The 13,757-nt window shown below is 36.6% G+C and carries 9 protein-coding genes; 3 read left to right on the top strand and 6 right to left on the bottom strand.

The genetic code is table 11. The features are described 5' to 3' along the window. Positions 1 to 10: 10 nt before the first annotated feature. Together gloA2 and WFK35_RS02305 are read right to left on the bottom strand one after the other, a co-directional pair. The gene (gene gloA2, locus WFK35_RS02300; RefSeq protein ID WP_214590406.1) at positions 11 to 388 is read right to left on the bottom strand and encodes an SMU1112c/YaeR family gloxylase I-like metalloprotein; all 378 of its coding nucleotides are present in this window, start codon (positions 386 to 388) and stop codon (positions 11 to 13) included. Further along, on the bottom strand, positions 388 to 831 hold the full coding sequence (locus tag WFK35_RS02305) for a nuclear transport factor 2 family protein (RefSeq protein WP_336731163.1): 444 nt from the start codon (positions 829 to 831) through the stop codon (positions 388 to 390). The genes gloA2 and WFK35_RS02305 overlap by 1 nt, the downstream gene beginning before the upstream one ends. A 138-nt stretch (positions 832 to 969) precedes the next feature. Between WFK35_RS02305 and WFK35_RS02310 the strand changes: the two genes are divergently transcribed. Then, complete coding sequence (locus WFK35_RS02310) at positions 970 to 2,055, top strand: endonuclease/exonuclease/phosphatase family protein (RefSeq protein ID WP_336731165.1); 1,086 nt, start codon at positions 970 to 972, stop codon at positions 2,053 to 2,055. Between the two features lie 174 nt (positions 2,056 to 2,229). On the opposite strand, the gene ahcY is transcribed toward WFK35_RS02310, so the two are convergent. Beyond that, on the bottom strand, positions 2,230 to 3,543 hold the full coding sequence (ahcY, locus tag WFK35_RS02315; protein WP_214590403.1) for an adenosylhomocysteinase: 1,314 nt from the start codon (positions 3,541 to 3,543) through the stop codon (positions 2,230 to 2,232). A gap of 242 nt (positions 3,544 to 3,785) precedes the next feature. Here ahcY and WFK35_RS02320 point away from each other — a divergent pair, with 242 nt between their 5' ends. Further along, a complete protein-coding gene (locus WFK35_RS02320) occupies positions 3,786 to 4,400 on the top strand; it encodes a 4'-phosphopantetheinyl transferase family protein (protein WP_336731167.1) in 615 nt (204 codons plus the stop codon). On the opposite strand, the gene WFK35_RS02325 is transcribed toward WFK35_RS02320, so the two are convergent. From WFK35_RS02325 to porU, 3 genes are all read right to left on the bottom strand, one after another. Continuing rightward, positions 4,381 to 6,663, bottom strand: coding sequence for an FUSC family protein (locus tag WFK35_RS02325; RefSeq protein WP_336731169.1), 2,283 nt, complete (start codon positions 6,661 to 6,663; stop codon positions 4,381 to 4,383). The genes WFK35_RS02320 and WFK35_RS02325 overlap by 20 nt on opposite strands. A 480-nt stretch (positions 6,664 to 7,143) precedes the next feature. Next, the gene (gene porV / locus WFK35_RS02330) at positions 7,144 to 8,307 is read right to left on the bottom strand and encodes a type IX secretion system outer membrane channel protein PorV (protein ID WP_214590400.1); all 1,164 of its coding nucleotides are present in this window, start codon (positions 8,305 to 8,307) and stop codon (positions 7,144 to 7,146) included. Positions 8,308 to 8,367: 60 nt separating this feature from the next. Further along, complete coding sequence (porU, locus tag WFK35_RS02335) at positions 8,368 to 12,264, bottom strand: type IX secretion system sortase PorU (RefSeq protein WP_336731171.1); 3,897 nt, start codon at positions 12,262 to 12,264, stop codon at positions 8,368 to 8,370. 164 nt (positions 12,265 to 12,428) lie between these two features. On the opposite strand from porU, the gene WFK35_RS02340 reads away from it, so the two are divergent. Then, a partial coding sequence (locus WFK35_RS02340) for an SUMF1/EgtB/PvdO family nonheme iron enzyme (protein ID WP_336731172.1) occupies positions 12,429 to 13,757 on the top strand: 1,329 nt, incomplete at its 3' end.

Genomic DNA, 13,757 nt, shown 5'->3' on the forward strand with positions numbered 1-13,757 from the left:
TTTAAAAAAATTACATTTCATAAAATTCCAGCGGAAGCTGATCCGGATCCTGTGTAAAGAAAAATTCTTTTCCGGTGTATTCGTCTATCCGGATTTCTTCGCATTCCAAACCTTTCTGAATCAATTCTTCCCGCTTTTCTCTCACATTTTCAACCGAAAAAGCAAGATGTCTTAAACCGCATGATTCCGGTCTGGAAGGTCGTTGCGGAGGATTGGGAAAAGAAAACAATTCTATAACATAATGATCTCCGATGGCAAGATCGAGCTTGTAAGACTGTCTTTCTTCACGGTAAACTTCACGAATGATATTTAAATCTAAAATCTCTGTATAGAATTTTTTAGAAACTTCATAATCTGAACAGATAATGGCGATATGATGAATTTTCATTATTTAATTTCTTTACAGTTATCTGTTCTTCGGGTATCAATTACATACTGTATTTTCCATTCTTTCCCTATTTTAATAAGCTGAAAACTGTTAACTCCACAGTGAGAAAATTTTTTCTTGTAGTAGAATGAATATGGTGTAAAAACGCTCGCAAGATTTCCGTCGGTATGAATGGCTTCAATGGTAATTTTTTCTTCGAGATCTCCTTTCGCCATTTGGGCAGCAGAATTTACAAAAGCTTCAATATCTTCAGTTTTTACGCCGTCTTTTGTAATGGTCTGAAGAATCGCGGTATCTGCAAAAGCAGATTTCATCATTTCAGGATCAGAATTTTTCATGCCTGCAAATAAATTGCGGATGAGTTTTTCAATTTCTGCATTCTGATTTTGCTGTCCAAAGCAAAGGGTTCCTAATAACAGAGCCACTGCCAATATTTTGTTCATACGATTGATTTTTATATCTGATGGTTTAAAATAACGAAAAATTACATTTACTTTCAAATGAATTAATAAAGTTTAAAGAACAATTCGTTTGAAAACTTATAAAATTACACTAAATTTATCTGTTATTTAAAAAAATATATGTGGATATTTTACCTGAGTCTCACTGTTTTATTATTCATCCTGACCATCCTGCCCAAAATTCAACATTCGCACTGGATTTTTCGTGTGCCTGAATTTGGTAAGATACAGATCACTTTTTTTACTGTTTTCACCTTTATTCTAGGTTTTTTTGTCAAAGATTCACCATACTTTTGGTATTTTCAGGGACTTTTAATCCTGATGTTTGTTCATCACAGTATCATTCTGATTAAATATACTCCGCTTTATCCCGTTAAGAAATTTTCTCAGAAGTATAAGTCTTCAGATAAAGTGCATTTTATTTCTGCCAATGTGTATCAGTTCAACACAGAATATGATAGGTTTATTAAGTTGATCGAAAAATGTAAGCCTGATATGTTCCTGACTATGGAAAGTAATGAAGACTGGGAAAAAGCATTGCGAAAACTGGAAAAAGAGTATCCTTTTCAGCATAAAGTAACACTGGAAAATACGTACGGAATGCATTTTTATTCGAAATTAAAAATTGAAAGTTCTCAAACGCATTATTTCGTGGCTGATGATATTCCAAGTATAGAAGCGCATCTGAAAACCGAGGATGGATTTTCTTTCGTTTTCTTCGGGGTTCATCCGCCACCGCCAAGCCCGACGGAAGAGGAAACTTCCAAAGAAAGAGACGGAGATCTTCTGAGTACCGCCAAAAGGGTAACCGAAATAAAGAAACCCGTGATTGTTGTGGGAGATTTTAATAATGTGGCGTGGTCTAAATCATCCATTCTGTTCAGGAAAACAAGTCATCTTATCGATCCGAGAATTGGGCGTTCTTTTGTTTCCACTTTCCATGCCAAATACCGTTTGCTGAGATTTCCGATCGACCTGATGTTTCACAGTGAAGAAATTTTTATTGAAGACCTGAAAACACTCGATAATTTCGGTTCAGATCATCTTCCGGTTTTCTGTGAATTTTTTATTGATTATGAACAGGAAGAGGAGCAGGAGGAGCGAATTGATTACGCTACGGAAGAAGAGAAAGCTGAAGCCGAAGAAATGATTGAGGAAGGAAAAAAAGAAGACGGAGAGCGTGATGCAGTAGTAACGGAAGGATAACAAGACTGTAATTATTCTTGATGAGTTCTGCGTTTAGAAAAGAGTGTAAAATACCCTCAATATGTAGTAAGAGATATTCTATTGGAGTTTTTTAGATTCCGGCGGCGAAGCCGCCGGAATCTAAAAAACTCTCCTGAAAAGGAGAGTTTCAATATATAAAAGCAAATATGCTTATTAGTATCTGTAATATTCAGGCTTGAATGGACCTTTCACATCCACACCGATATATTCAGCCTGCTCAGGAGAAAGAGTTTCCAGTTCAACGCTTAATTTCTTAAGGTGAAGAGCCGCTACTTTTTCATCCAGATGTTTAGGCAACATATATACTTCGTTTCCATAAGCTTCAGAATTGTTCCAAAGTTCGATCTGAGCCAAAGTCTGGTTAGAGAAAGAGTTAGACATTACAAAACTTGGGTGTCCTGTAGCACATCCTAAGTTTACTAATCTACCTTCCGCAAGAATAATCACTTCTTTACCTTCTACAGTATAGATATCAACCTGAGGTTTTACTTCAGATTTTGTGTGACCGTAGTTTTCGTTTAACCAAGCCATATCGATTTCGTTATCGAAGTGTCCGATGTTACAAACGATCGCTTTATCTTTCATTTTAAGGAAATGTTCTCCTCTTACGATGTTGAAGTTACCTGTTGTTGTGATGATGATATCTGCGTTATCCACTACAGTATCCAGTCTTTTTACTTCGTAACCGTCCATTGCAGCCTGAAGCGCACAAATAGGATCAATTTCAGTAACCGTAACGATAGAACCAGCACCTCTGAAAGATGCAGCAGTACCTTTACCTACATCTCCGTATCCGCATACTACCACTCTTTTTCCGGCTAACATTACGTCTGTAGCTCTTCTTACAGCATCTACTGCAGATTCTTTACATCCGTATTTGTTGTCGAATTTAGATTTTGTTACAGAATCGTTTACGTTAATTGCAGGCATTACTAAAGTTCCGTTCTTCATTCTTTCGTACAATCTGTGAACACCTGTTGTAGTTTCTTCAGAAAGACCTTTGATTCCTGCAGTAAGTTCAGGGAATTTATCAAAAACCATATTGGTTAAATCTCCACCGTCATCAAGGATCATGTTCAATGGTTTTCTGTCTTCACCAAAGAAAATAGTCTGCTCTATACACCAGTCAAATTCCTCAGCGTTCATACCTTTCCAAGCGTAAACCGGAATTCCTGCAGCAGCAATAGCAGCAGCAGCGTGATCCTGTGTAGAGAAAATATTACAAGAAGACCATGTAACTTCAGCACCTAAAGCTACTAATGTCTCGATAAGTACAGCTGTCTGGATCGTCATGTGAAGACATCCTGCGATTCTTGCACCTTTTAACGGTTGAGACGGTCCGTATTCTTCACGAATCGCCATCAAACCAGGCATTTCCGCTTCAGCAAGGGTAATTTCTTTTCTTCCCCATTCTGCAAGGGAGATATCCTTAACTTTATAAGGCATGTATTGTGTTGTAGTACTCATATGAATGAATAAGTTTAAATTCAATTGATAATGTGCAAAATTACAATTAATAATTTAGATAAAAAAACGCTGTTCTCTCAAGAATTATATGATATTAAGCATATTATAGTGATTTTATTGCGTTTTAGATAACAACATTTAAGATAATAGATAATATAAATCTGAATTTAATAATTTTACTAATCACTAAAGTCAAAATACGATTCGCCGGAAATTATTATTTTAGCAGAATAAATTAATACATGTCACTTTACCGCGATTTTTCTGATGATAATGCCACAATTCTTGTATGGAAATATGATGAACAGGAACAATTGGATATCAATGAACTTCTGGAACCCGAAAATGCCGATAAAGTAAAAGATTATCATCCCAAAAAATTACTGGAGGTTTTAATGGTGCGTAAATTATTAAAATCTCTGAAACCCCAGTCTAAGATTCTCTACAAAGAGAGAGAGCCTTTTTTATCTCCGAAAGATGCGGAAATATCCATTACGCATTCATTTCCTTTTGCAGCCATTGCCCTTTCCAAGAATAAAATAGGAATAGATATCGAGAAATTTAATCCCAAAATTTTAAGGGTCATTGATAAATTCACCTACGAAAATGAACGCGGATTTATTCCATCAGACAATGAAGTTACTTTTTACACGATTATCTGGAGTGTTAAAGAAAGTATGTATAAAATTCATCATTCCAAACACTGGTCGCTGAAAAAGCATTATGAAGTAAAGCCTTTTGAACTGAAATACCTTCACCATATCAAATGCAGGGTTCATGATGATAAAATCTCAGATGAATTCAAAGCAAGAGTAGAATTTTTCGACGATTACTGCTTTACGATTGTTGAAGAATAGGATTGCCCTTTTCAACAGAATCCGTTTCATTTCTGTATTTTTCAATTACTTTTCGCTGTTCTTTGGCAACGTCAAAGATCAGTTCCAGAACATCGTGAATATTTTTAAGCTCCGTTAAATGAGAAATTTTATTCGGATCCCGTACATCATACGCTTCGTTTTCTATAAGTTCGGTTTTTCTTTTTAAAATTAAATCTTCCAGAGACGAATCTTCGGGTTCAATGCGGCTTTCCTTTTTTAGTTCTTCTGTTATGGTATCTCCATGCAAAAGAATATAAACTTTCTGCATTTCGGCTTCTATTTTTCTGCTCCAGCTTTCGGCATCAATTTCAGGATATTTTTCGTCATCTTTTACATATTGCGAAAGGGAAGCGGTGTAGGCTGTAATAAGATGCGATGTTGCCACAAACTGATGTACGACTTCCAGTTTTTTCTGTTGATTTTTAGGATCGGAAATCATTCTCTGAAAATTATCGGAAAGATTTGCCAGTGAAATAATAGCGTTTTTACGTTTTACTTTATAATCTTCAAGATCATATTTTTCTTCCAGAAATTTAGAAATTACACTTTGGAAATAACTGAGATTGGCTTCCGCAGATTTCTTCATCAGATCCAGATTTTGGGTATGCTCCCAAACCGGAAGAACGATGTAGGCAACCAGAGAAGTAATTATGGCTGCAATAATGGTATCTACAATTCTGTCTTTAAAAATGATATTGACTTTTCCCGGACTTAAAAAATTGAAGCTCAGAAAGATGTAAATCGTCATAAACAGAACTGCCCAGAAATATTTCCCCTTCAGGAAGCTGAAACACATAATCATGCTTAATAAAAGAATGGTAAATAAAACTTCATTAATGTGGATGAAATGCAGAATTCCATATGCAATTACTGCTCCCGCAACAGTTCCGTACAAACGGAGCAGGTTTCTCTGTTTGGTAATGGAGTAGGCGGGTTTTAAGATCGCAACAATGGTAATTAAAATCCAATAGGTGTGTCCGATTCCTAAAAACTGGAATAGTGAAAATAAGTATCCCAATAATAACGCAATCGTAATTCTCAACGCATGTCTGAAATGAGATGAAGAAAGTGATATGTTGTTTCTTAATACTCTGAAATTCAGTTTTTCTTCATTCGGCATGAATTTTTTAAGATCCAGACCTGTTGAAAGACTTTTTGCAAGTTTTACATTCTGGGAGAAAACTTTATAAATCTCATCGATTTCTTTGGTAATTTCATTAATGCGCATCAGAATCTGGCGCAGCACCATAAAGTTTTCGAAATTTTCGGGGGATATTTTTTTATTTCTGAGATCGAAATAATTATGATTTAAATTATTCAGCTCCGAGTCGAGATTGAATAATGGTTTTGCTCTTGTCCCGACTTGCAGGGCGATTCCGATATTTGTAATTTCTTCAGCAAGAAGATTGAGATAATCGTGAATATCTACCAGAATGGTGGTGTCGTCAAAAATCTGCTGCAGTTTCTGATAATCGCTTTCGGAAGTCATCAGTTTTTCATGAAGATCCATTGAGTTCAGGAACATCAGCATCAATAAACGGCTTGTTGTGGTAGACTCGTTTACGATGGTTCTGGTTTTGAAAACCGTTTCTCTGGTTTCTTCCTGAAGGTTCTTGATCCCGATCTGTTTGGCGATAACCTGCGTAGTCAGTTTGTCAAAATCCGGATTTTTCTGGTAATAATTGGCTTTGATTTTTAAAAATTCAGCCAACTGAAGATAATTTTCTCCAATCATCTGGCTTGCCAGTTTATAAGGCTGAATGGTCGTTACAACAAGAAATATCAATAGAAACCAAATACATCCAGAAGCAAAGATCAGTAGGCTTTTAAAAATATTTCCTCCTGTTAAATGTCCGTCAATAAAGATTGCAAGAACCACCAATGATAAAGAACCAACGGCAGCTAATCTCTGTCCGTAAACTCCGATCAGGGAAAAGAACATTCCGAAAACAATAATTTCTGCAAAAACGAGAATTTTAAAGTTCATTACAAGGCTTGCAATCGTTGCTACAAAAACAAAGCAGAATATGGCAAACGTTAAAGCATTTCTTCTTCTGATGAAAGGTCCCGGCTGATCTGTTAAGGCAACAAAGCTGGTTCCGAGAGGAAACAGGAAATATTCTTTGAGAATTCCGAAGTGGGCGAGAACAAGACAGGGCAGAACAGTAGCCAGTGTAATCCTGATCGCAGAATATACATATTGACTGGTTACGAATTTTTTGAGTTCTGCAGAGTAGTTCATGCTACAAAAATAAGAGTTAAATGTGAATTGTAAGTTTTACTTTATACCGTAATCATTAATTTTTTGAAAAATTTTACAATGAGAACGTCAATTTTACTTCGTCAGTTGAATGTGAATATTTCATAGATAGGAGCTTTGTGATTCCCCTCCCTTGGAGGGGTGGCGAAAATTCGTAAGAATTTTTGACGGGGTGGTCTTTATATATATATTCAACATATATTACAATATGATTTAAGTAATTTGAATAGGAAAAGACTGGCAATTGTTGTTCCTAAGTATTGAAATCACATACAAAAACCTAGCCGTGATAGCAGCGGTTACCCCACAGCAGAAATGGAAAAGGGTAGGGACTGAAATTGGAGGCACAGGAGCGAGGAGTATGAGCGGATAGCACGAAAAAGCTCCTGAAAAATAGATAGAGTTATAAAAAACAAAAAGTCTCATAATTTATGAGACTTTTGTATGGTATGTTTTAGAATTTTAATTATCTGCGTTGGAAGTTTCGTCACCGATGTTCCATGTAAGCCCGAAACGAAGGGTATTATCCAAAGCGGTATTAATTTTAGACATATTGATGAGGTAAGAAACATCAAGACCGAAAGAACGATACTTTAATCCGATACCTGCAGTTGCAAACTGTCTTGCTCCCTGTTCTTCACTTTCGTGGAAGTAACCGGTTCTTACAGAAAATGCATTGTCATAAGAATATTCTAATGCACCACTATACATAATGGAATTTTTGTTTTTGAATGATTTTCCGATTCCCGCCATTACACCTACGTTCGGAACCTGATAGATCGGCTGTCTTGTATTAGGATCTATTCCTACATATTCTGAACCCGGAACTAAGATTTTTGAACCTTCAACACTAATTCCCACTCTGTTCATGTCATCAAGATACATATCATAACCGGCACCTAATCTTGCCATTGTAGGAAGATAAGATCTTGAATTTTCATTTCCTGTATAATCCAGTTTCGGACCTAAGTTCTGAACAGCAAAACCTGCATTGATTTTTCCGTCCATTCCTCCTAAACTCGAGAATCTTGGAGACGTATAGTAACCTGAAACATCTACCGCAAAAGAATTCGCAGGTTTTAATGTAGTATCTGTATTGAATCCTCCGGCTAAGTCTGAACGGATATATCTTCCTGTAACCGCCATGGAATAAGAATCGGATAGTTTAAGACCATAAGCTACATCAATAGAGAATTCGTTTGGTTTTGAGGTTCCCATGGATGTTACTTCGTTTCCTACTAACTGAGTGAGATCTACTTGTCCCATATTGAAGTAATAAATACTTGCAGAGATGGTGGATCTTTCTTCCTGCCCTAAAAATTTGTGGAAGGCTCCGTATAATAAAAACACATCATTGGTAAGTTTTCCCATGTACGGCGTATAGTTAAGCCCCACGGAAGAACTTGATCTGCTGAAAGGATATTTTGCTGCGTTCCAGAATTGTGAAAAAGCATCCGGAGAGGTTACCACACCCTGATCTCCCATACCCCCAGCTCTTGCATCTGGTGCGATTCTTAAGAAAGGAGCTCCGGTTAATACAGGTCTTACTAGACTTAAATCTTGAGAATAGCCTAAAAAACCAGCACTTAACCCAATTCCTAAAAGCAGTTTAGTAGTTAAATTCATATGTTGTCTTTTATATATTATCAGTTTTTTGTTGATATTATTACTGTTATCGTTTTAAATTTATTTCAAAAGTACCATTTTTTCTACAGCTGTAGCACTTCCTTTGCATTTTTCTTGATTTTGACTTTTTGCAAATATCTTAAAAATATATGTACCTTTTGCAACAGTTGCCCCAAAATCGTCTCTTCCGTCCCATTCTATTGCCTGACGTGGCGTTCTAAAGCCCTGTAGGAAAGGTTCTGCAACCACAGACTGAGATAAAGTTCTTACCAATTTTCCTGTAATTGTGTAAATCTGAACGTTCACATCCAGAATATCATCACAATTATGTTCAAACTGAACGTATGTTTTGTTCGTGAAAGGATTCGGCCAGTTTAACGGTCGGTTGATAACCAAATGCTGATCCGCTTCATCCTTAACTTCAAAATTTAACGTAGCAGTTGTAGAATTATTGTTTATGTCCCAAACTTTAAATGTTAACTGATGTTGTCCAACGGCAAGATTTCTGAAAGGATACGTTACATTACCTTTCTGATAATCTGCCAGGCCCGGGCTTAAACATCCGTTTCCTTCACCTGAAGCATAAAAATCATTCAGTACTATTGTATTGATAATTTGTCCGTCCAAATATACTGTAATATCATGACCAATACCAGAACCTGTGGAATTAATTCCTGTATCGTCTGTAATACATGCCAGTAACATCGGATTCTGATTTGTAATACCTCCGTCTGCAAAGTTGGTGTTGTTCATATACAATTTTACTTTTGGCGGCTGGTTGTCATTAATACCGTTTGGATTGATATCTCCCACTTGAACTGGCTGGTTATTGAAAACATCCGAAGCTTTATTGTCTGCATACCCTAAAATTCTGCCGGTTCCTACCGCATAGTTAATATCTTTCGGAACATAAAATTCTACAGTGAAGACACCGTTTACAGCCGTTCCGGAAGCTTTTACAATAGCACTTCCTTCCTCGGTATATTTAAGAACAGGAGTTAATCCTCCGTCGTTGTTCAGAGTGGTCTTGTTTAATCTCTTATCAAAAATATTAATTACAACTCTTCCGTTGAACGTTGTGTTTACTGTTCCGTTAGGATTATTAATATGACCTTTTACTTTCACAAAATCAAGTCCTCTGATTAATCCAGGAACCGGAGTTTCAATATTATCAATTACCAGTAACCTTTTCGGTCTGGTAAGTTTCATGGCAGGATCTCCTAAGAAGTTAACTTTTAAATGTTCAGAAGAAGCCCCTCTCTGTTTTTTTGCATTTAAATGTGCATATCCTAAAGTATCAAAATCGTCGTTGGTCAGTTTAAAAATATTTTGTGTAAAAAGGTTGGTGAAATCCACTCCGTAACCAACATCGATGGCACGGCTTGAAGTAATCATCGTTGCCGGTCCCCCTTGTTTAAGCTTTAAAAACTGCTCTCCCGCAGAAGAAACATCCGGATCATCCCAAAGTGTAAACTCACAGGTAATTGTTGATACGAAAGGGAATCTGCTGTACACGTTGGAGAAATTATTTGCATTCTGGATCTCAGATAGCGTTAAAACCCTTTCCTGTGCCCATCCGTTAATACCTCCATGCCCGAAATAGAAAAGATAAAGACTGTTTCCGATATCATTTGAGATCGCCTGATTTACCTGAGGATATCTTTGTCCGCCTGCTGTACTTTGCGCCTGAAAAGCATCCAGATAAAGTTTTCTTACATTATATTCCTTTAAAGTTGTATTATTTTGCTCAAAAACCGTAGCAAGAGAATTATTCATTACGGTATGGAATGGTGCACCTCCGTCATTATCATCATCCACCACAAAATCCAGTTTCATTTTCCATTCCCCGAAAGGTGTAGACTGTCCGGATAGACTGTTATAATAAGCTAAAGTCTTATCAATCATAGTGGAAGCTTCCGTTGCATTGGCAGCCGGAATTCTTCCTACAGGAAGATCAGGAAGGTTAGAATCTATGTAGTTAGTGGTCTGAGGTTTTGTCATTACAATATAATCATCAGTAACAAATGACCTTACCAGATCCTGAGAAATTTCACTCTGGTAGCCCGATACTACATTGGTATTACCGGATATTCTGTTCTTGTAATCAAAAGAGGTATCTCCAAGGATCAGCACATACTTCAATGTTCCAAGCGGAGTGTTCAGTTTGGTTACAAAATCTCTTATTGCCGTAAGATCTTTGCTGCCGCTACCGAATTCATTATAGATCTTGTCTGTATCTACCACCTGTACATTAAAATTATTTTTGGTCTGATGATAGTTTGCAATTCTTTGCGCCTGTCCCAGAATTTCAGGAGTTGTTATAATTAAATAATCAACATTTTGCAAAGCTGAAATATTCTGATTGTTGATTCTTCCTACAAATGAAGGACTAAATGCAGCATCTGCCCTGAAAGCCACAAATTCATTATTGAAATTCAGATCAGATGCGGTGTACGCAAAATTAAAGTTTGCATTTCCTGCTGCTTTATTTACTCTTCTGTTGGCGTTGGTAATATCGGTAACATCCCATATCTGTTCTGCTGCAGAAGCATTCGCAAGGCTGAATCCATACGTTGTATTGCTCCCTGTAACCAGTGAGAAATCCCTGAAACTCATCTGTGTTCCGTTGAAGCTCAGATTATCCTTATACTGAATTTCAAAATAATCGGGATAAAAAGTTCCGTTAGGGTTCAGTGTAATATCAGGTTTTATACTGATGGTGATCTGATTTCCGCTTAGTCCGGAGATGATTCCGGAGTAATTTGTAGGATAAAAATCATACGTGGAACTCTGATCCGGAGTTGGAACCGTAAAAGTAATTGGATTTTGGTTATTGATGCTGTAAAGTAATTTGTTTTTTTGAGATTTATAACCAATTACCTGTGCCTTATACCTGATGTTATCTCCCGTCTGAACCGGAGAAGCCGTAGTAAATGTAACTGTTTTATCTGTTACAAAAGGAGTGTCTTCCACCCAGGTTCTACCCACTCTCAGCAGGTTTTTCTGATCTACATTAATCACCTGATAATTATCAAAACGGGTAATTAGCGGACTCGCAGGTAAATTAACATCTACAGGCTGAACTCTCTTTCCGGGACCTTTATCGAAATTGATGAAATAATACGAATAATCTTCATAAATATTCTTCAGATTTTCGCTGGGATAAGTTCTGGATTCTCTTCTTTTAACCCCGCTTCCGTTTGAAGAATTATATAAATTGTATCCGTTTGGTCCCTGTGCGTAGAACAAAGCGTAATCATTATCATTCCATACCCCGTCATCTTCTCCAACTACCTGAATGGCGTTTTCCTGAAGCGCGCTGTACCTCGCGTCCTGATTGTTTTCCGGAAGCATGATTCCGCCGTTTCCGTAAATTCTGAAGTTTTTAGGATTTACAGAAGACGGGTTAATTCCGTTATCCTGTAAAAACTGCTTTGTTATTTTAAAAATACCGGATTTATCAACTCTTATTTTATAAAAAGTTCCTGTTGATAAAGGGTTATTCGTGGTTCCTAGTTTTAAGGTATTTCCTAAGCTGTTAGAAACATTGGTCTCAGAAATTTCAAATGAAGAAAGTCTCTGGATCTGTCCCTTTACATTCTTAAAGAGCGATACATTGGCACTGGCATATCTTGCTCCGTCTGCATTGTAGTACACAATATCTTTTATCTCCTGATCGGTGATAAGATCCCTGCTTAATGAATACAAATCTTTAGCAGAAACATTTTCCCAGATAGGATTAGAAACTTTTAACTGGTTTTCGCCAACTTGTTGTTTAGTTGTTATAAAAATGTTATTTTGGCTGAATGAAAATCCCTGATTTTTAAAATTTGGGAGATTGAGTTTTGTCTCACCAAAGTCTCGAATTTTAGAGCCATCCCATTCGATGGTGATCCTTTGAGCCCAAAGTGTTGATACAAAGCTTAATAAAAATAAAAGAGAAATTTTTTGTTTCATGTTTATTATTGAAATTTCTGAATTACAAAATAAATGAAAATTTTATAATTAAATTATGATACAATAAAATTAATTTGTTAACGTTTTTCAAAAAAATCAACTCTTTACTTGATTTATTGAATAATTTATTTTTTCTTTGTACTTTGAAAATATTTATATCGACTATGAAAAAACTAAAGTTGTTTTCATTAATAGCATTAAGTTCTACACTTGCATTAACCAGTTGCGGAGGATCTAATAATGGCGGCGGTACTAAAAAATTTGTCAGCAAAACAGGTTGGAAACCAAACGAGAAACAAGGTTGGTTTTTTGCAGGAAAGCAACAAAAACAAAAAGGTTGGCCGGGAATGGTATATGTAGAAGGTGGAACTTTTACAATGGGATTAGTGAAAGATGATGTTATGCACGATTGGAATAACTCGCCTCGCAGAATGCAGGTAAGTTCATTCTTTATCGGGGAAACTGAAATTACTAACTACGAATACCGCGAATACCTTACATGGTTGAAGTACGTATTCCCACCAAGCGATCCAAGCTTTAAGGAAATCTACAACGGTGCGTTGCCAGATACCTTATTGTGGGACAACAAATTATCTAGAAATGATTACAACGAGACGTATTTCCGTGCTCCTGAATTCGATTACTATCCTGTAGTAGGAGTATCATGGACTCAGGCAAACAGATATTGCGAATGGTTGTCAGACAGAGCAAACGAGAAAGCCTTAATGCAGGCAGGTATCATTGCAAAAGATTTGTATATCAACGAATCTAATAATCAGGGTGGAACTGCATTCAACATGGATAAATTCAAATCGAATGATCCTGAAATGCAAGGTTACATCAATGAAAAAAGAATGCAGCAAAAAACAGGTTTGAAAACCACAAACCAGAGATTGTTAGCTGCAAACAGAGCTCCGAACGCAGCAATGGTTTCAAAATTCAGACTTCCTACAGAAGTTGAATGGGAATATGCAGCTTTAGGTATGGCTAAAAACAGAGAGTACAATCAGTATATGGGTAAAAAACCTGAAATTGAAAAACTGAGAGGTACTAAAGGAAGAGAAAAAGGAATGTTCCTTGAAAACTTCAAAATGGGAACCGGAGACTACTCTGGTATCGCAGGTTGGAAAAATGATGGTTCTGCAAGAACTTCAGACGTAAGACAATATCCTTCTAATGATTTAGGAATCTACGGTATGTATGGAAACGTTGCAGAATGGACAGCAGATGTTTACAGACCAATCATTGATGAAGATTACAGCGACTTCAACTACTACAGAGGAAATATGCCTCAGGCTATCGTAAGAAACGGTGACGGAACTTACAAAATGGTAGACGAAAGCAGCATTAAATATGATACTTTAGCTGATGGAAGATTAGTTTACAGAAACTTACCGGGTCAGTATGAAAGACAAACAATTGCTGATTACAGAAACTATAGAGACGGAGACAGAATGTCTTCTCTAGACTATAGAACTGCATCAGATTCTGCT

Origin of the sequence: Chryseobacterium sp. VD8, assembly GCF_037149975.1 — a bacterium.
Taxonomy (GTDB): Bacteria; Bacteroidota; Bacteroidia; order Flavobacteriales; family Weeksellaceae; genus Chryseobacterium; species Chryseobacterium indicum.

What these genes read in the sequence shown, in the direction of transcription:
- gloA2 (WP_214590406.1), bottom strand. Translation starts at nt 388, where the DNA reads ATGAAAATTCATCATATCGCCATTATCTGTTCAGATTATGAAGTTTCT.
- WFK35_RS02305 (WP_336731163.1), bottom strand. Translation starts at nt 831, where the DNA reads ATGAACAAAATATTGGCAGTGGCTCTGTTATTAGGAACCCTTTGCTTT.
- WFK35_RS02310 (WP_336731165.1), top strand. Translation starts at nt 970, where the DNA reads ATGTGGATATTTTACCTGAGTCTCACTGTTTTATTATTCATCCTGACC.
- ahcY (WP_214590403.1), bottom strand. Translation starts at nt 3,543, where the DNA reads ATGAGTACTACAACACAATACATGCCTTATAAAGTTAAGGATATCTCC.
- WFK35_RS02320 (WP_336731167.1), top strand. Translation starts at nt 3,786, where the DNA reads ATGTCACTTTACCGCGATTTTTCTGATGATAATGCCACAATTCTTGTA.
- WFK35_RS02325 (WP_336731169.1), bottom strand. Translation starts at nt 6,663, where the DNA reads ATGAACTACTCTGCAGAACTCAAAAAATTCGTAACCAGTCAATATGTA.
- porV (WP_214590400.1), bottom strand. Translation starts at nt 8,307, where the DNA reads ATGAATTTAACTACTAAACTGCTTTTAGGAATTGGGTTAAGTGCTGGT.
- porU (WP_336731171.1), bottom strand. Translation starts at nt 12,264, where the DNA reads ATGAAACAAAAAATTTCTCTTTTATTTTTATTAAGCTTTGTATCAACA.